Genomic DNA, 18,879 nt, shown 5'->3' with positions numbered 1-18,879 from the left:
GCGGCGTAGCTCGTTCGATTGCCAAACCCGCTCGTGCTCGCAGTACACCATGCCGCCTGGGACATCGGCACCCTTGGCGCGGCCATCCCCAGTGCTGCTACGCTGCCGCGGGTGCCACGAAGGCCATCGACGTACGCGCGATTTCGCAGTGCGACCACGCAGGATGCTTTGAACATCCCGATCAGCCGAATGGTAGCTATGCGTGGCTTTTGAGCTTGAAGAACGGCGCATCGATACGAGCGAGATACGCGTCGGCATGTTCGTCTGCCGACTCGATCGGCCGTGGGAGGAAACGCCGTTTCCACTGCAGGGCATCGAGCTCGCCAGCGAGGAAGACATCCAGGCCGTTCGTAGTCTGTGTCATTACGTCTACATCGACCTGCGCAGGCAGCTGCCCAACCATGCGCGCCAGACGCTCACGCGAACGAGCCTTTCCGGCTCGCGTTTCAAGGCCGCGATCAAATATGTCGACAAGGTAACGATCGAGCAGGAGGCGTCCCGCGCCAGCGCGGCGATGGACAACGCTTCGCGCATGGTGGATCGCATCTTCGACGACATCGTCAGCGGACGCGAGCTGTCGGTGGAGCATGTCGAGCAAGCCGTGCGACCACTGGTGGAAAGTGTGCTGCGCAGTGCCGATGCGTTTTTTCTCGTCGAAGGCCTGCGACGTCGCGACAATTATTCATACAGCCACGCGGTGAGTTGCAGCGCATTGGCCGCCGCGTTCGGGCGGCATCTCGGCTTCGCCGAAGACACCATTCTCAGCCTTGCCGCCGGCGGCTTGCTGATGGATGTCGGCAAGCTGCGGCTGCCGGAAGCGCTGCTGCAATATCAGGGCTCGCTGTCGCCGGGCGAAGTCGATGTCGTGCGCGCACACGTGCGCGAAGGCATGGAGATTGTTTCGCACTCGGACATCACCGACCAGGACGTGCTGGACATCCTGCGCACGCATCACGAGCGTCACGACGGCACCGGTTATCCCGAAGGACTTGCAGGCACCATGATTCCGATCACCGGGCGCATGCTCGGCATCATCGACAGTTACGACGCGATGGTCAGCCGACGTCCCTATCGTCCGGCGGTGCCGCGCTACCAGGCACTGCGGCAGATTTATGCCGCGCGCGGTACGCTGTTCCAGTCCGAGATGGTCGAGCAGTTCCAGGTTTGCCTCGGCGTCTATCCCACCGGTTCGCTGGTCGAACTGAGCACCGGCGAAGTAGCCGTGGTGATGGCGCAGAACCAGGTGCGCCGACTGCGACCGAAGGTCGTGATACTGACCGCGGCGAACAAGCAGCCAACGCAGGATTTCCGCCAGGTCGACCTGCTGCACCACAACGACGAACGCGCGCCCATCGACATTGTGCGCAGCCTCGCCGCCGGCGATTTCAACATCGATGCGTCCGCGCTCTTCCTGCAGTGACTGCCATCGTCCGATTCAATGCACGCATGCCGATCGCCAGGGAAACGGGCTGAGCCATGCTGAACCGGCCGCAGATATTCAACGCGATTCAGCAACGGCTCGATCATGCCGATGCCAAGGGTGGCCGCCTGGCCGTGATGTTTCTTCGCGTACAGGGGCTGCGCGAAATCAGCCTGCGCTTCGGCTACGAACAAGGCGAACAGGCCGGCGAGAAGGTGCACGAGCTGATCGTGCAATCGCTGCGCCCGGTGGACCAGGTTTTTCGCGCGGGCGACGACAGCTTTGTCATCGTCCTCCCCGGCTTGCTCAACCAGAATCACGTCCTGCTGGCGAGTGCCCGACTCGCGCAGGCATTCGAACAGCCGCTCGATAGCGGCGCCACGCCCTGGCAGATTCGCGCGATCACCGGCGCGGCGATCTATCCCGATCACGGCCTTGGAGCCGACCTGCTGTGCCGACGCGCAAGCATGGCGGTGGACGAAGCGCAGCGGCGTGGCGAGTTGCACGCCATCTACGAACTGCACGACACGCAGGTGGAAATCTTCTACGAAGAATTGCGCGACGCGATCGAGGCGAACCGACTGCAGGTGTTTTTCCAGCCCGTGTGGGATCTTCAGGCCAAGCGCATTTCCGGCATCGAATCGCTGGCACGCTGGACAAGCGCACAGCATGGCGAAGTGTCGCCCGCCAGCTTCGTTCCCTTCTCCGAACAGAGCGACCTCATTTCTGCGCTGACGCGCTGGAGCATCAACGCCACCTTGCGTCAGGCCGCCAACATTCCTGCGCGCGCCGGCCTCAGTTTTGCCATCAACTTTTCGCCGCGCGTCTTCGGTCGCACCGGCACCGCAGAGCAGCTCATTGGCGCGCTGGATATCTGGGGCGTGCCGCCGACCGCGGTCGTGGTGGAGATAACCGAGACAGCGCTGGTCAACGATCTCGAATCGAGCATGCAAGTGCTGCGTCGCCTGCGTGATCTCGGCGTGCGCATCGCCATTGACGACTTCGGCGCGGGCTACGCGTCGATCGCCTACCTGCGACGTTTCCCTGCGACCGAGTTGAAGATCGACCAGTCGCTTGTCGGCGCGATGCGCGAAGACACGCACACCCGCAAACTGGTCAGTGCCATCATCAACATGGCCCATCACATGGACCTGACCACGGTTGCCGAAGGCATCGAGGATCAGGCCACGCAGGATCTGCTCACCGAGATGGGCTGCGATTTCGGCCAGGGCTATCACCTGGGCAGACCGGAACCCGCGACGGATTTCGTCAGCCGATACAACGCTGGCCTGATCGTTCCATGAGACACGTCGTCCTCGACGTCGCATTGCGTGGCGCCAGCCGATGACCGAACCGAAACAGGGAATCGCCTTCAGCCTCGAAGCAGCCAGCAAGCACTACGGTCGCGCGGCCGCGCTTGATCGGGTCAACCTGACATTCGCACCGGGCACGACCACCGCGTTGATCGGCAGCAGTGGTTCGGGCAAGTCCACCGTGCTGCGTTTGCTGCTTGGCCTCGAATGGCCCGACGAAGGTGCGGTGCATGTGGACGGACGTCTACTTCAACGCAGCGATGTGTTGCAGCTTCGGCGACGCGTCGGTTACGTGATCCAGGAAGGTGGACTTTTCCCGCACCTCACGGTGCTGGGCAACCTTGCGTTGCTGCCGCAGCATCTGGGCTGGAAGCCATCACGCATACGCGAGCGCGCAAACGAACTGGCGGCGCTGACGCATCTTCCCGATGGCGCGCTTGGGCGCTATCCGGCCGAACTGTCCGGTGGACAACGGCAGCGTGTCGCCCTGATGCGAGCGCTGATGGCCGAGCCCGACGCGCTGCTGCTGGACGAACCGCTGGGTGCGCTCGATCCGATCGTGCGGCACGAATTGCAGGATGAGCTGAAGCAGATTTTCGGGCAGATCGGCAAGACGGTGATCGTGGTGACGCACGACTTGGCGGAAGCAGCATGGTTTGCCGGGCGGCTGGTTCTGATCGATCGCGGCATCGTGGTGCAGGACGGCGACCTCGACGACTTGCGCGAACGACCGGCGAATGCATTCGTGTCGCGCTTCGTCGACGCACAGCGACGCCTGCCGGTGGCGTCATGATGCGTGGTTTGTTCCTCATCGCGGTCGCGTACATATTTTCGACGCTTGTACAGGCAAGCCCCGTACGCATCGGATCGAAACAGTTCACCGAGTCGGTGATCCTCGGCGAAATCGCCAGCGCGAGCGCGCGACAAGCCGGTGTCGACACGATCCATCAGCGCGAACTTGGCGGCACCACGATTCTCTGGCGCGCATTGCAACAGGGCGACATCGACGCGTATCCGGAATACACCGGCACGCTGACGCAGGAGTTGCTGAAGGAGGTCCCCGTCGATGCGGACATTCCGACCCTGCGCGCGCGGTTGAAACCGCTGGGCATCGGCATCACCGAGTCGCTCGGTTTCAACAACACGTACGCCATCGGCGTGCCAGCGGACAAAGCTGCGCAACTCGGCATCGCGACGATTTCGGATCTGCTGAAACATCCGGATTTGCGGCTGGGTTTTTCCAACGAGTTCATGGATCGCGGCGATGGCTGGCCGGGTTTGCGCACACGGTACGGCTTGCCGCAAACACATGTGAGCGGACTGGATCACACGCTGTCCTACCGCGCAGTCGCATCCGGCGCCGTCGATGCGATCGACCTCTACAGCACCGACGCCGAAATTCCCTATTACCACCTGCGCACATTGACCGATGACCGTCATTATTTCCCGCGCTACGAAGCGGTGTATCTGTACCGGCTTGCGTTGAAACAGAGTTCTCCGGCCTTCATTGCATCGCTCCACCAGCTTGCCGGCCGCATCGACGAAAATGCCATGCGCGCGATGAACGCGAAGGTGAAATTGCAGGGCTTGAAGGAAGACGCAGTGGCCGCGGATTTCCTCGGGCTGCATGTCCATCACTCCGATGACGGCTTGCGCCAACGACTTTTGCAGCGCACGGAAGAACACATAAGGCTGGTGGCGATATCGCTGGGGCTCGCGATTTTGCTGGCGATTCCGCTGGGTATTTTTGCCGCGCGGCTAAAACGTTTCGGTCAGTTGATCATCGGCATGACCGGCATCCTGCAGACGGTGCCGTCGCTGGCGATGTTCGTGTTCATGATCCCCTTGCTCGGCATCGGCACGTGGCCGGCGGTTGCCGCGCTTTTTCTCTACAGCCTCCTGCCGATCGTGCGCAATACGCACGCGGGACTCGTCGGCATTGCGCCGGAACTGCGCGAATCCGCCGCCGCACTCGGGCTCCCGCCGCGCGTACGCCTGCGTCGCATCGAATTGCCGCTGGCGACGCGCTCGATTCTTGCCGGCATCAAGACGGCCGCGGTGATCAACGTCGGCACCGCGGCCCTTGCCGCGCTGATCGGCGCGGGTGGTTACGGTCAGACGATCCTCACCGGCATCCGGCTGGACAGCGTCAGCCTGATCCTCGAAGGCGCGATCCCTGCAGCCGTGCTTGCGCTGCTGGTGCAAGGCCTGTTCGAAGTGATCGAACGCTGGCTGACACCGCGCGGGCTGCGCATTGACGCGCGGCAATAGAAGCGGCGACAGCGTCCGTACTCATCGGCTGCACCACGCACTTCCGTATTTTTCTAACTGAAATCTGATTTGCGTTGCATGAATAACGCGAAGAAAACGTGGATTTTTGCGCACAACACGCTTATTCGCTTCGAGCAATGTCCCGTTTCACGACACAGTCGCAAGTTTTTGCCTTTCGCGCTCGACTCCGGGGAACCTCTGCGGTAACTCTTTATTTGGATCGATACAAAGATCCCGGCAAACACGCCGTTGCGTTACCCACCCCGTTGCTCCAGTCGTCAAATCCGACTTGGTGTGACTCGAATTTGGATCGATGCAAATGAAGGCAATCATCGGTGGCGAGGAACCACCGACCCCTCGCTGAGGTGCCGTAGTTGCTTCGATCAGGGAGCCTCATGAACACCTTGTCCATTTCTCCATTTCGCAGGCGCCCGCTGGTTCGCGCGCTGATGCTGACCACCGGCATCGGCATGGCCGGCGGTGCCTTGGCTCAGTCCACCACCGGCACGCTCGTCGGTCAGGTGGCTGACCGCGCCGGCGACTCGGTGATGATCCAGAGCAGCAACGGCCTCGTTCGTCAGGTGCCGGTGGATGCGCGCGGTCATTACGTGGCGGCGCAGTTGCCGCTGGGCACGTATACCGTGTCGTTGCAGCAGGCCGGCAAAGTTGTCGATACCCGCAACAATGTGGAATTACGCGTCAGCTCCGCGACCAATGTGTCATTTGCTGCGTCGGCGACTTCGGGAGCGCCTGGCGGCGCGAACGTGGCGGCGCTCAGCGCGGTAAACGTGACTGGCAACGCGCTGCCGGCGATCGACGTCACCAGCGTCGACTCGCGCACGGTGATCACCGCCCAGCAACTGGCGAAACTTCCGCTGGGCCGTTCCGCCGAATCGATCGCGCAACTTGCGCCGGGCGTCACGCGCAATACCGCCAACTTCGCTAGTGCAACTGGCCAGCCGTTGGTCACGTTCGGCGGTTCATCTGCCAGCGAGAACGCCTATTACATCAACGGATTCAACACGACCGATCCACTCAATGCCGCTGGCGGGCTCACGCTGCCGTACGGTGCGATCGATCAGCAGGAGGTTTACACCGGCGGCTACAGCGCGCAGTACGGACGATCGGATGGCGGCGTCATCAACCAGGTCGGCAAGCGCGGCAGCAACGACTGGCATTTCGGCGTGCAGGTGCTGTGGCAGCCGAATTTTGCCCGCGCGAAAGAGCGCGACGTGTATTACGCCAATGGCCTTCCCGTCACGCCCGTTGCTGGCGCGCTCTACGATCCGAAGAGCGGCAACGACGCGACCACCACGACCGTCAGCGCTTACGCTGGCGGCCCGCTGATCAAGGACAAGCTGTTCTTTTTCATTGCCGCGGAAGCCGAGCGTGAAACCGGCAACCAGATCAATTCGGTCGAGACCACGTCGGCGCCCAACCAGACTTACCGCTACACCGACCCGCGCTGGTACGCCAAGCTCGACTGGAACATCAACGACAGCAATATCCTCGAACTCACCGGCGCGAGCGACAAGCGCATCGGTTCCGGTTCGGTCTACGACTACGACTACAACGCGCGAACGCGCGGCGATTTCGTCCGCCCGCAAGACGCGACCAAGACCGGCGGCGATCTGTGGGTCGCCAAGTACACCAGCTACATCACCGACAACCTGACCATCAGCGCGATGTACGGTCAGTTGAATACGCGCAACTACGATTTCCCCGGCGTCTACGATCCAAGCCTCACCTACGTCAGTAACACCATCAACGAAAACCCCGCAATCACCGGCGGCGCGCCACGTGGCAATCCGCAAATCTCGTCACTGTCGGATCCGACCCGCAGCAACAAGACCACCAACTTGCGCTTCGACGTCAGCTATCACCTCGGCGACCACACCATCAGCGCGGGTATCGACAACCAGAATGCGAACGCCTACGACCAAGGCACGTTCAACACCGGCCCCGGTTACAGCTGGAGCTACGGCCGCACAGATACGCCGCAAACCCCGATCGTCAGTGGCCTGGGTGTACCCGCGCCGGGAAATTATCCGAACGGTCAGGACGGTTATTACGTCCAGAAGAATGTTGCGATCAGCGTGGTGTCCGTACGTTCCGCGCAACGTGCGCAATACATCGAGGACAAATGGCAGGCCACGGATCGATGGCTGTTTTCGCTGGGCCTGCGCAACGACCAGTTCACCGATTACAACCCGGCTGGCCAAGCCTTCATCAAGCAGACGAAGCCGCAATGGGCGCCGCGACTCGGCTTCAGCTGGGACGTCAACGGCGATGCGAGTTTCAAGGTGTTCGGCAATGCCGGCCGTTATTACCTCGGCCTCCCGCTCAATCCTGCCACCGGCGCGGCGGCCGGATACATCGCGACGCAGCAGTACTACACCTATGGCGGCATCGCACCGGATGGAACACCGACCGGACTAACGCAGATTTCCGAGCCGGTCTCTGCGAACAATTCGTTCGGCCAGCAGCCTGATCCGAATACCGTCACGGCGAAAAACATCGGGGCCGAAAACCAGGATGAGTTCATGCTCGGCTTCACAAAAACGGCCGGCCAGAACTGGATCTACGGCGCCAAGCTGACCCAGCGCATCCTGCGCAACGCGATCGACGATTTCTGCGACATCAACCTGGTGACCGACAAGGCCACCGCCGAAGGCCACACGATCGGCTCCACCAACAGTTGCTATCTGATCAACCCCGGTCGCGCCAACACGTTCACCCTGATCGACAAAGCCGGCAACCCGTTCACCACCACGCTGAGCAACGACGAGATCGGCTTTCCGCATCTCAAGCGCCGCTACTACGCACTGGATACTTTCCTCGAACATCCGTTCGACGGAAAATGGTTTGGACGTCTGGACTACACGTTCTCGCGCAGCTACGGCAACACCGAAGGGCAGCTGCGTTCCGATCTTCTGCAAGGTGGCGCTTCGGCCACGGAGGATTGGGACAACGCGGTCATCATGGAAAACACCAACGGGCCGCAGAACAACGACCATACGCACCAGATCAAGTTGTACGGCTACTACCAGTTCACGCCGGAATGGATGGCGTCGGGCAACATCGACATGCAATCGGGCAACCCGAAAATCTGTCTTGGTTCCTACGGTCCGGATTACAGCGATCCGGTCGGCTACGGAAACGCGTATCACTGGTGCAACGGTTTGCCCTCACCGCCCGGCAGCCACGGCCGTCTCCCATGGACGCACCGTATCGACCTGGGCGTGACCTATCGCCCCGCGTTCGCTGCGCACAAGCTGGCCTTCAACGCGAACGTGTTCAATGTGCTCAACGAGCAGCGTCCGATTTTCCTGCAACCCAATTCCGTATTGACCGGCACCACGCCCAATCCGCAATACGGCACGGCCCTCTATCGTGAAGATCCACGCTACGTGCGATTGAGCGTCAGCTACGACTATTGAGTTTCCCCGCCAGGCATCCGCGTGCCCTCCCCGTTATATCAGCGCGGATGCCTGGTCTTTTTCTTTGGTGACATCGACTGCATCAACACCGCTGCTCGCTGCTGATGCATCAGCTTTGAGCACGGCGAACAATGCTTGCCAGTTGCCGGATGTCGCGTCGACCAGCATGTTTCAGATGCGCCTGCAGTCGCGCGGCCATGTCCTGCAACGTGTTGCCAGCAGAGAGAGACATGTTCAACAGCGTGCAAATCGAAGCATCGGGCTGGATGTTTCTTCGGCTCTCGATCGAACTCCAAAAACGAAAACCCGACGCAAGGCAGATGCCATGCGCCGGGCTGTCGTTACTGCGAAACTGCTTGACTTATCAGTGACCGAGGTCGTTGAGGAATCGGTTGGTGTATTGCAACGCCGTGCTGCCGCTGACCGAGTTGCAGGTGGGCGATGCAAAACCCGTGCTGCCGCCCGGACAAGGCGTGTCGCGATCCAGCGACCAGTAATGCACGCCAGCCAAACCCTGACTCAGCGCATAGCTGGAGATGGTATCGACGTCGGTCAACGTGACCATTTCACTGCTGGCGTCGTTGATGCCGATCATCGGCGTGAGCTCGATCTGGCTGGCCGGGATGCCGTAGGTGTGTTCCAGATTCTGCGCTGCCTGGATCGCCGACTGGCCCATGTTGCATGTGCCACCCGAAACCACGCACACGCCGGCCGTCGCGGACGAGCCATAGTCCATCACCATCAGGTTGATCGTGTAGTTCGGCAGGTTGGCCGCCTTGACTGCACGCACCACCATGTCACCCAGACTGTTGACGCCACCGAAGCTCCCGTCCGATGCCGCCAGCGTGGCTAGCGTGAAGGTGAAACGCAGGTTGGGATACAACGTGTGCGCGTACGCGGCGTTCGAGATCAGGTTGTTGATCACCGTCTGGCTCTGTCCGCCTTCGATGTCGAAATCCACACCGACGAGGTAGGCCGAGTTGTAACGAGCGAGAAACTGCGCCATGCCTGCCGGACTTCCGCAGGTGAAGACACCGGCCTGACCACCGGTGGAAACGACGTAACGCACGCCGGCGTTGGCGAGCGACTGAATGTTCGCCGCTGCGAAACTCGCACCCGGAATGCCACCCCAGCCTTCACTGCCGCATTCGCCCGTTGCGAAGGCCAATGTTATGGCGCCGAGATTCGGTTCGACCGTCGACACCAGGCTGCCACTGCCGACCACCGGAATCGGCGTACCGGTTACCGCCGTGCGCATGGTGTTGGTGTTCCAGTCGAGATTGATGGTGACGTCCTTGTATGGGCTGAACAGAAGGCTGCCCGAAGGTGGCGGCGGCGGCGGAGGTGGCGGGGGTGGAGGCGGCGTTCCACCGCCGCCGGTTCCACCGCACGAGCCTTGCGATGTCCATGGCTGACCGGAGCCGGAAGGACCGCTGTTGCTGGCCGGGTCGTTGCCCTGAGTCCACCAGTTCGCCTTGTAATTGACGCCGTTTTCGCTGGCGGTGTTGCCGCCGTTGTAAACGGTGCCCGCACTCCACGCCGCAACGCAGGCCGGAACGGTTTGCGCCTGTAAGGTGCTTGTGGGCACCACTGCGAGTGTCGTAATGGAAAACGCCGCAGCGACGGCGCTGCCCAGTGCGCTGAAAGCCAGTCGTGACCACACAGCCGATCGTTTCTCAAACATGGAATTTCTCCTGAGGATGACGTTGTTTCGGGTGGGTTCGTCGAGGCGAGCGCTGGTTGTGGTCCTGTCAGCCAGTTGGGGAATGGGACGCCTCACAGCTTCCGTGCCACCGCTTGTTATGTGTGCAACAAACCCGTCTTAGACCCGAATGACAACGTTGTCTATTCTGTCTCGCGCAAACTGTGACCTTTGGCGTGAAGAATGGATGGAGGCCATCGAATCTGCACCGACGCAGGTCGAGGCGGAATCGAGTCGTGGCGCGACATCGCATCCGTGTAAGCGTTTACAGCGTAATTACATGCGATATCGATATCATCGGGACATTTTTCGCAAGGACGATCGCTGGCATCAACGCCGGCGAATCCGGAATGACATCGTTGTCCAATTTCGATACGCGCTGCACGTTGATCGGATGCAACGACTGAACAGACTCAGCGTTGATCGAGCCCGTCGTCGTCGGGTTCGAAATCAACGGGCAGTTCCCAGCTTTCATCGACATCGATTTTGCCGACGGGCATCGATGGCTCAAGCGCCCATTGCCCCACCAGCTCATGTCTGGAGCGACCGAAAAAACTGCGCACCAGCACGAACTCATTGGCCGTCCAGCGAATCGGCGTAATCGACTCCTGGATTGCATCGATCGCATGGCCGTACATCAACGTCACGTGCGGGAGAAAACTGGAAGCACCGCTGACGTGCAGGCCCTCGCGCAATTGCGCCTCCGCGATGGCCTTGCGCAGCACCAGCGCTGACACCGTGCTGGCAGCATCGGCACACAGCACGAAGGGAAACCGGTTGTCCTTGGCGCTGAAACGCATGGCGGAATCCAGCGTCACGTCGAACGCCTTGCCGCGCACTTGTTCTGCCGCTGCGACAAGCGCCCTCTCCAGGGGTTGACGTATGCGTTCCGGTTTTCCCATCGGACTCAGCGTCAGATGGAACCGTTCGGCGCCGACGGCAGTTCCGCTGACCCGATGAGCCTTGCGGAAGCGCTCCTCGACACTCGCGATCTCTGCGCGCGCTTTTTCGTCCGGCAACAAGGCGAAGAAATAGTTGATGCCGTCGGTGAGCGTGCGATGTGGTGCTGACGAAGAAATGACCCGGACTCCCGATGTTGGCACCCAGCGGCGCAATCGGGCGCCATGATGGCATGGGGGTACGTGAACGATCACGCCCACACGACACTTTTAGGACTGCGGTTTTTCGTGAGTCATGAAGCGCACCGTCTTCGCAACCAAGACATCGTCCCGCAGCGTCGCTCAAGCCTGCCGATCAGGGATGGCGATGGTGCCTGAGGCATCGTTTCCTTACTCCTGAACTGGCGACAAAAAAGGGGCCAACGGCCCCTTGTTTGCGTACGCGTCGAGGCGACGATCTAGAACAGATGCCGGAACACGATGAACAGTCCGCCAGCCAGCAGAATCGACGCCGGCAATGTGAGCACCCACGCCATCAGCAAGCTGCGTACCGTGCTCCATTGCAGACCCGAGCCGTTCGCGGCCATGGTGCCAGCGACGCCGGAGGTCAACACATGCGTGGTGCTGACCGGCAGGTGATACATGTCGGCCGCCTGGATCAGCGTCATCGCCACCAGTTCGGCCGACGCGCCTTGCGCATAGGTGAGGTGTTCCTTGCCGATCTTTTCGCCGACCGTCACCACGATGCGTTTCCAACCGACCATGGTGCCAAGGCCCAGCGCCAGCGCGACGGCAACCTTCACCCACGGCGGAATGAACTGCGTGGCCTGCGTGCCGAGGCCGCGCCATGCGGTCAGCGTCCCGCGTTGTGAGTCGCTGAGGCCGGGTTGCTGCAGCACCAGTGGAATCGCCGCGTCGGCGAGGTAGATGTCGTTACGTACGTTGCCCATCTGCTCCTGCGGCACGGCACGCAGCGATGTGCGATCGCCCAGCTGCTTGTCGATCGCCGCCATCAATCCGGCGAGTGCGGGCGCCGTCGTGGGAAGCAGGGTTCTCTGCTGGATCGCCGTGGTCACCAGCGAACGCGGATCGCCGCTCAACGCGACGGTGTCCTTGAACGATCCAAGCAGTTGCTGCGCTTCCGCCGAGACCTGGTGAAAGCTTTTCACCTGGTTGCCGGTCACCGCACCATTCAATGCATACGCGGTCGGCACCGTGCCGATCAAGATCAGCATGATCAGGCCCATGCCTTTCTGGCCGTCGTTCGAGCCATGGCTGAAACTCACGCCGGTGCAGGTCAGCACCAGCAACGCGCGGATCGGCCACGGCGGCGGCTTGTTGCCTTCCGGCGCCTTGTACAGCGCGGGAATCTTGACCACCGCCTTGAGGACCAGCATCAGCAAACCGGCCAGCAGGAAACCGGCAATCGGCGAAAACACCAGGCCCTTGAACACGCCTGATGCGGCCGACCAGTCCACGCCGCTGGTGCCGCTGTGCGCAGACATCAATTGATTGGCCAGGCCCACGCCGATGATCGAGCCGATCAGCGTGTGCGACGAGGAATTCGGCAGCCCGAAGTACCAGGTGCCGAGGTTCCAGAGAATCGCCGCGATCAGCAACGCGAACACCATCGCGAAACCCGCGTGGCTGCCGACCTGAAGGATCAGCTCCACCGGTAGCAGCGCCACCACGGTGAACGCGACGGCGCCGGACGAGGTCAGCACACCGAGGAAATTGAACGCGCCCGACCAGATCACCGCGAGATTGGCCGGCATCGAGTGGGTGTAGATCACCGTGGCGACCGCGTTGGCGGTGTCGTGGAATCCGTTGACGAATTCGAAGCCCAGCGCAATCAACAAGGCCACGCCGAGCAGGATGAAGGGCGCCGACGCGGTGGATTTGACGATCGAGAGATCCTGCATCAGATGCGTGAAGGCATAACCGCCACCCACCAGCAGGATCACCGCGAACACGACGAGGAAAACGCGTCCGGATCCGGCGCTGGGAGCAGGCAGCGCAGCGGCGGCGGTTTCGGTGGACATTGGCATCTCCCTTGGGTCAATCCGTACACGCTAAACACGGCGTGGGACAACTTCGTGACAGTCGTGTGTCGACGTCACATCTCGACCGGCGCACATGGGTGACCTATGGCAGGGGATGGGTCGTGACCTTCGACCTACCATCGGGTTTCCTCAGCATCGCTGCCGCGTCAGGACGGCGGAATCGACACCGATGCTTCTGCCGTCATCCAGCCCGGAGTGCCCTTCAACATGCTCATGCCCCGCTATCGCCTGATCACCCTCGCCGTCGCGACCGCGCTCTCGATGTCCGCCAGCTTCATCGCCTCGGCGGCCGACCTGCCTGCTCCCGTGGATCAGCCCTACGCGGGCACGCTCACCGTCGCGGTCGACCTGACCGATGCGCCGAAGAAAATCTTCCGCGTCAACGAAACGATTCCGGTCACGCCCGGCCCGCTCACGCTGTACTACCCGAAGTGGATTCCCGGCGAGCACGCGCCGTCCGGCCCGATCCAAAACGTGGCCGGCGTGGTGATCAAGGCGAACGGCAAGCAACTCGCCTGGCGACGCGATCTGCGCGAGATGTACGCGTTGAACGTGCAGGTGCCCGATGGCGTGAGCCAGATCGAACTGTCGTTCCAGTTCCTGTCACCGGGCGATGGCGGCGAGTTCGGTGCCAGCGCGTCGTCCACGCCGAATCTGGTGGACATCGAATTCAACCAGACCGCGTTCTACCCGGCCGGTCATTTCACTCGGCAGATCAACATCCAGCCCAGCGTCACGCTGCCGGCGGGATGGAAATTCGGAACAGCGATGGAGATCGCCAGCCAGTCCGGCAATACCACGCAGTTCAAGCCGCTGCACTTCAACAATCTGGTCGATTCACCGCTGATTGCCGGCAAGTATTTCAATCGCGTCGATCTCGACCCGGGCGCGAAGGTGCCAGTGCACCTCAACGTGGTCGGCGACGAGGCCGATGACGTGAAGATCAGCGACAAGCAGCTCGCCGGCCAGCGTGCGGTGGTGCAGCAGACGGCCAGACTCTTCGGCGCTCACCACTACGATCACTACGATTTTCTGCTCACGCTGTCCGATCACACCGGCCACTTCGGCCTGGAGCATCACCAGTCCAGCGACGATCGCCTGCCGGCGAATTTTTTCACCGACGACACCATGCACATGCTCGCGGCGAGCCTGATGCCGCACGAATATGTGCACTCGTGGAATGGCAAGTACCGTCGCCCTGCCGATCTGTGGACGCCGACTTTCATGGAGCCGATGCAGGACGATCTGCTGTGGGTCTACGAAGGCCTCACCGATTACTGGTGCGGCGTACTGACCGCGCGTTCGGGCCTGTGGACGCCGGCGCAATATCGCGACTCGATGGCATCGATCGCCGCGCAGATGTCCTATCGCACCGGTCGCTCATGGCGATCGCTGCAGGACACCGCCGACGCCGCGCCGCTGACCTACTTCGGTGGCGGCGGTTGGGGCAACTGGCGACGCGGCACCGATTTCTATCCGGAAGGCCAGTTGCTGTGGCTGGACGTGGATACGCAGATTCGCGAACTCAGCGGCGGCAAGCGTTCGCTCGATGATTTCGCACGCGCGTTCTACGGCATCGAGAACGGCAGCTACGTCACCAAGACCTATACGTTCGATGACATCGTCGGCACGCTGAATCAGGTGCAGAAGTACGACTGGGCGAAATTCCTGCGCGACCGTCTCGACTACACCGGCGACACCCTGCCCGAACACGGCATCGAAAATGGCGGCTGGCAGCTGGTCTACACCGACAAGCCGAACGACACCGACAAGGCCGCCGACAAGATTCGTCACGGCGCCAACCTCGCCTATTCGCTGGGCATGTCGGTATCCGCCAAGGGCGAAGTCCGCGACGTGCAGTGGGGCGGCCCCGCGTTCAACGCCGGGCTCGTGCCCGACCTCACCATCGTCGCCGTCAACGGCAAGGATTTTTCGCCGGACGGATTGAAGGACGCGGTCACCGCCGCGAAGACCGGTAATGCATCGATCGAATTGCTGGTAAAGAATGTGGACGTCTACAGCACCGTCAAACTCGACTACCACGGCGGTCTGAAATACCCGCATCTGGTGCGCGCCAAAGGCAAGGACGTCATCGGCGAGATCACCACGGCGCGCAAGTAGGTTCCATGAACGCCGCTCGCGTTGCCGTGATGGCAACGTCGCTTCCACCGACGAAAGCCTGCCACCCGGCAGGCTTTCGTTTGAAACCGGAATCAAGATGTCGCTCAAACATTCATTCGAACTGCTGGCTGCGTACACCCGCTGGATGAACGTGAAGGTCTACGATGCGTCGGCGTCGTTGGGAGAGGCGATGTTACATGCGGATCAAGGGGCATTCTTCGGCTCGATCTTCCGCACGCTCGATCACCTGATCACCGCAGACACCATCTGGCTGAAGCGCTTCGCCGAGCATCCGTCGAACTACCGATCGCTCGATCCTGTTCGCCTCATGGCGCATCCGTATTCACTGACCGAATCACCGCGCGCAACCTTTGGCGACCTGTGTGAAACAAGGCAGCGCATGGACGAGGTCATCATCGAATTCGTCGGAGAAATCGCGGAGAAGGATCTGGATCAGACGCTGACCTACACGAACCGCTCGAACAAAAGCTTCGCCTATCCGTTCGATTCACTGCTGCTGCATTTCTTCAATCACCAGACACACCATCGCGGACAGGTCACGACCCTGCTCAGTCAGAACGGGATCGATGTCGGCATCACGGACCTGGCCGGTTTGCTTGCGGAATATTCACGCCCCGCTTGAACGCGAAACGTGAAGTCGCAGTAGTCGAATTTCAGGGTGTCACTTCGAACTCGGCGTGATCGGTCGCCTGCGAACTGCCGCCAACCCACACCGTGTAATGCGTGGCTTCGATCACCGGCTGGCTGTCGTTGTTGTAGAACGACAGTTCCGGAAATCCGAGCTCGAACGTCAGTTGTCTCGACTCGCCCGGCTTGAGCGTCACGCGCTGAAAACCCTGCAGGCTGCGCACCGGTTGTTCGACGCTGGTGCCGAGGTTGCGCACATAGAGCTGCGCGACTTCGGTGCCTTCGCGCGAGCCGGTGTTCTTCACTGTCGCCGTGACGCTGATCAGCTTTTTCGCACTGCTGCGATTCGCCTCGGCAAGCGGCAAAGACGAACGCGACACGCGTACGCCGGAGTAGCCGAACGTGGTGTAGCTCAGGCCATAGCCGAACGGAAACAACGCATCGTTCGGCACGTCGATGTAACGCGACACGAAGCGCGTCGCACCCAGCGGTGGCTGGCTCAGATCGGCATCGCCTGCGGGGCGGCCGGTGGGAAACTGGTTGTAGTAAAGCGGCTCCTGGCCGACCACGCGCGGGAAGCTCATGGTCAGCTTGCCGCTGGGAACCGTATCGCCGAACAGGACATTGGAGACCGCCGAGCCGGCTTCGGTACCGGGAAACCACACCGCCATGATCGCGGGCACATGCTGCGCGGCCCAGTCGAGCACCAGCGGACGACCGGAGAAAACCAGCAGAACCACCGGCTTGCCGGTCGCGGTGATTTCCTGCAGCAGTTTTTGCTGGTTGCCTGGCAAGTCCAGCTTCGCGCGCGAGCCGGCCTCGCCACTCATCGCGCTGGATTCACCCACCGCCATCACCACCACGTCAGCCTGCTTCGCCACGCTCTGCGCTTCGGCGAAACCCGCTTCGGAATCGCCATCGGTGTCGGTGCCGCGTGCATACAGCAGCGTGCCGCCATTTTTCTTCATGCGCGCGGTGAGCCCATCGCGCAAGGTGACCACGTCCGCCTGATGTTGCGCACCGCCCCAGGCGCCCTGCATTTCAGCGGCATCGTCGGCGAGCGGACCGATCAACGCGACGGTTTTCAGCTGCGGCGACAACGGCAGGACGGGCGCATTCGATCCACCGTTCTTCAGCAGCACGAATGACTCTTCTGCGGCGCGACGTGCAAGCGGACGATGCGCATCGACGGCCTGCGTCACTTCGGTGCCTTGCGCATACGGACGCTCGAACAAACCGAGCGCGAACTTCACCCGCAGAACGCGACGCACCGCTTCGTCGACCACGCTCATCGACAGCTTGTGGCTGGCCAGCAACTTCGGAATCTGCGTGTCGTAGTAGTGGGACATCATGTCCACCTCCACACCGGCTTCCAGCGCTTTTTTCGTGGCGATGGCCGCATCGAGTGCGATGCCATGATGAGTCAGTTCCATGATCGCGGTGTAGTCGCTGACCACGAAACCGTTGAAGCCCCATTCCTTGCGCAGGATCTCGTCCATCAGGTACGGGTTGGCCGTGGCCGGCACGCCGTTGAGCGCGTTGAACGAACTCATCATGGTGGCCGTGCCCGCCTCCACCGCGGCCTTGTACGGCGGCAGATAGTCCTGGCGCAGGCGGATGTCCGACATGTCGGTGGTGTTGTATTCGCGCCCGGCTTCGGCCGCGCCGTAAGCGGCGTAATGCTTGACCGACGCGGCGACGCTGTCGGGCTTCGACAGATCATCGCCTTGGTAGCCGCGGATGTACGCGCGCGCCATCGCCGAGCCGAGGTACGCATCCTCACCCGCGCCTTCAGTCGATCGACCCCAGCGCGCATCACGCGAGATGTCGACCATCGGCGAATAGAACCATTTCACGCCGGCCGTAGTGGCTTCCACCGCGGCCATGTGCGACACGTCGGATACCAGCGCCGGATCCCACGATGCCGACAAGCCCAGCGGCACCGGGTAGATCGTGCGGTAGCCATGGATCACGTCGGCGCCGAACAGGATCGGAATATGCAGCCGGCTTTTTTCGACGGCCGCCTGCTGGAACGCGTGCGTTTTCTCTGCGCCGACCACGTTGAGCATCGAGCCGAGCTCGCCCTTGTTGGCAAGCGCCATCGCGTCCACGTGATCTTTTGTCTCGGGGTTGGCGGCCATCGCCGCGGCGGAATCGGCATCCGTCGCGGTCGGCGCGCTGGAGCCCTGGTCGTTGTACTGCATCAGCTGGCCAATCTTATCCGCCAGCGTCATTTTCTTCAGGAGTGCATCGACCTTGCGCCCGATATCCGACGAAGCGATCTGTGCATTCGACGGTTTGACGGCCAGCGCATGCCGCTCGCGAACCGGCGCCATACCGTCCGCCGCGGAAACCGCCATCGAGGCTGCAGCGGCAACGCCAGTCAGCGCGATCGAAAAAAAGAGCGCGGCAGGACGCACGCCAGACACGTTGGAACGCTTCATCGTTTCTCCCTGGGAGCAAGCCATGCGGTACACGCCACATCCGAACGGAACTGCGCAAATGTAAACGTTTACATCGACAGATAGAACCCCTTCACCTGCCGAACTGTGAAGGATCGGACACAACCGCGCATGGCTCCGTTAATCCAGGCGCACGCGACCTGCCCTATTGCAGATGCAGGCACGTCGCCAAGCGTTGCGCGGCTGATGCGCTATCGGAGGATGGTGCACTCTACCGAAGCTGACTGTCCTTGCTGCCGCGACGGTTGTAGAGACCGGCACTGGCCTCCTCGTCGTGCGTTTCCTGGCAGGTCACGCACAGGCGCACACCCGGCACGGCCTTGCGCCGCGCCTCGGGAATCTTTGCATCGCACTCTTCACATCGAAGCAGGCCCGGGCCGTTTTTCAGCTGCCTGCGCGCCCGCGACACCGCGTCGTTGACGGTGGCGTCGATCTGATCCTGCACTGCGCCGTCGCCGGCCCAACCCGTTGCCATGGCTGCCTCCGCGATGGAGTTCGGTGAAAAAGGAAATTAACCGCATGTGGATGAACTCCACGTCC

The 18,879-nt window shown here is 61.7% G+C and carries 13 protein-coding genes; 7 read left to right on the top strand and 6 right to left on the bottom strand.

Going from position 1 to position 18,879, the window contains the following annotated elements; genetic code table 11:
- The first annotated feature begins 202 nt into the window (after positions 1-202).
- From GSQ73_RS06860 to GSQ73_RS06840, 5 genes are all read left to right on the top strand, one after another.
- Positions 203-1,420, top strand: a complete 1,218-nt coding sequence (locus GSQ73_RS06860; protein ID WP_158882350.1) for an HD-GYP domain-containing protein — start codon at positions 203-205, stop codon at positions 1,418-1,420.
- A gap of 56 nt (positions 1,421-1,476) precedes the next feature.
- Complete coding sequence (locus GSQ73_RS06855) at positions 1,477-2,724, top strand: phosphodiesterase (protein ID WP_158882348.1); 1,248 nt, start codon at positions 1,477-1,479, stop codon at positions 2,722-2,724.
- Positions 2,725-2,764: 40 nt separating this feature from the next.
- Positions 2,765-3,526, top strand: coding sequence for an ATP-binding cassette domain-containing protein (locus GSQ73_RS06850; RefSeq protein ID WP_158882346.1), 762 nt, complete (start codon positions 2,765-2,767; stop codon positions 3,524-3,526).
- Entirely contained in the window at positions 3,523-5,004 is a 1,482-nt protein-coding gene (locus GSQ73_RS06845; protein WP_158882344.1) for a glycine betaine ABC transporter substrate-binding protein, read from the top strand. Before GSQ73_RS06850 ends, GSQ73_RS06845 begins: the two co-directional genes overlap by 4 nt.
- 395 nt (positions 5,005-5,399) lie before the next feature.
- Positions 5,400-8,444 (top strand): TonB-dependent receptor, encoded by a 3,045-nt coding sequence (locus GSQ73_RS06840; protein ID WP_158882342.1) that lies wholly within the window; start codon positions 5,400-5,402, stop codon positions 8,442-8,444.
- A 33-nt stretch (positions 8,445-8,477) separates the two neighbouring features.
- Here the strand turns inward: GSQ73_RS06840 and GSQ73_RS18105 are convergent, their stop codons facing one another.
- From GSQ73_RS18105 to GSQ73_RS06825, 4 genes are all read right to left on the bottom strand, one after another.
- A complete protein-coding gene (locus GSQ73_RS18105; protein WP_256371886.1) occupies positions 8,478-8,612 on the bottom strand; it encodes a hypothetical protein in 135 nt (44 codons plus the stop codon).
- Between the two features lie 196 nt (positions 8,613-8,808).
- The gene (locus GSQ73_RS06835) at positions 8,809-10,128 is read right to left on the bottom strand and encodes a carbohydrate-binding protein (protein WP_158882340.1); all 1,320 of its coding nucleotides are present in this window, start codon (positions 10,126-10,128) and stop codon (positions 8,809-8,811) included.
- A gap of 431 nt (positions 10,129-10,559) precedes the next feature.
- Entirely contained in the window at positions 10,560-11,249 is a 690-nt protein-coding gene (locus GSQ73_RS06830) for a 2'-5' RNA ligase family protein (protein WP_254063305.1), read from the bottom strand.
- 254 nt (positions 11,250-11,503) lie between these two features.
- Positions 11,504-13,087, bottom strand: coding sequence for an inorganic phosphate transporter (locus GSQ73_RS06825; protein ID WP_158882338.1), 1,584 nt, complete (start codon positions 13,085-13,087; stop codon positions 11,504-11,506).
- Positions 13,088-13,315: 228 nt separating this feature from the next.
- On the opposite strand from GSQ73_RS06825, the gene GSQ73_RS06820 reads away from it, so the two are divergent.
- Together GSQ73_RS06820 and GSQ73_RS06815 are read left to right on the top strand one after the other, a co-directional pair.
- Positions 13,316-15,229, top strand: a complete 1,914-nt coding sequence (locus GSQ73_RS06820) for a M61 family peptidase (RefSeq protein ID WP_343160834.1) — start codon at positions 13,316-13,318, stop codon at positions 15,227-15,229.
- 97 nt (positions 15,230-15,326) lie between these two features.
- Positions 15,327-15,872 carry a DinB family protein gene (locus GSQ73_RS06815; RefSeq protein WP_158882336.1) on the top strand — a complete coding sequence of 182 codons (546 nt, stop codon included), beginning with the start codon at positions 15,327-15,329 and terminating at the stop codon, positions 15,870-15,872.
- A gap of 31 nt (positions 15,873-15,903) precedes the next feature.
- Here the strand turns inward: GSQ73_RS06815 and bglX are convergent, their stop codons facing one another.
- The gene (gene bglX, locus GSQ73_RS06810; protein WP_158882334.1) at positions 15,904-18,321 is read right to left on the bottom strand and encodes a beta-glucosidase BglX; all 2,418 of its coding nucleotides are present in this window, start codon (positions 18,319-18,321) and stop codon (positions 15,904-15,906) included.
- A gap of 229 nt (positions 18,322-18,550) precedes the next feature.
- Positions 18,551-18,814, bottom strand: coding sequence for a DksA/TraR family C4-type zinc finger protein (locus GSQ73_RS06805; RefSeq protein ID WP_158882332.1), 264 nt, complete (start codon positions 18,812-18,814; stop codon positions 18,551-18,553).
- Positions 18,815-18,879: the final 65 nt, after the last annotated feature.

Source organism: Rhodanobacter sp. L36 (assembly GCF_009765755.1).
Lineage (GTDB): Bacteria > Pseudomonadota > Gammaproteobacteria > Xanthomonadales > Rhodanobacteraceae > Rhodanobacter.
The sequence above is the reverse complement of the archived record's forward strand: the minus strand, read 5'-3'. Positions and strand labels throughout refer to the sequence as shown.

Bases quoted from the DNA above. Each gene is read 5' to 3' on its own strand.
- GSQ73_RS06855 (WP_158882348.1), top strand. From the start codon at position 1,477: ATGCTGAACCGGCCGCAGATATTCAACGCGATTCAGCAACGGCTCGAT.
- GSQ73_RS06850 (WP_158882346.1), top strand. From the start codon at position 2,765: ATGACCGAACCGAAACAGGGAATCGCCTTCAGCCTCGAAGCAGCCAGC.
- GSQ73_RS06845 (WP_158882344.1), top strand. From the start codon at position 3,523: ATGATGCGTGGTTTGTTCCTCATCGCGGTCGCGTACATATTTTCGACG.
- GSQ73_RS06840 (WP_158882342.1), top strand. From the start codon at position 5,400: ATGAACACCTTGTCCATTTCTCCATTTCGCAGGCGCCCGCTGGTTCGC.
- GSQ73_RS18105 (WP_256371886.1), bottom strand. From the start codon at position 8,612: ATGCTGGTCGACGCGACATCCGGCAACTGGCAAGCATTGTTCGCCGTG.
- GSQ73_RS06835 (WP_158882340.1), bottom strand. From the start codon at position 10,128: ATGTTTGAGAAACGATCGGCTGTGTGGTCACGACTGGCTTTCAGCGCA.
- GSQ73_RS06825 (WP_158882338.1), bottom strand. From the start codon at position 13,087: ATGTCCACCGAAACCGCCGCCGCTGCGCTGCCTGCTCCCAGCGCCGGA.
- GSQ73_RS06820 (WP_343160834.1), top strand. From the start codon at position 13,316: ATGCTCATGCCCCGCTATCGCCTGATCACCCTCGCCGTCGCGACCGCG.
- GSQ73_RS06815 (WP_158882336.1), top strand. From the start codon at position 15,327: ATGTCGCTCAAACATTCATTCGAACTGCTGGCTGCGTACACCCGCTGG.
- bglX (WP_158882334.1), bottom strand. From the start codon at position 18,321: ATGAAGCGTTCCAACGTGTCTGGCGTGCGTCCTGCCGCGCTCTTTTTT.
- GSQ73_RS06805 (WP_158882332.1), bottom strand. From the start codon at position 18,814: ATGGCAACGGGTTGGGCCGGCGACGGCGCAGTGCAGGATCAGATCGAC.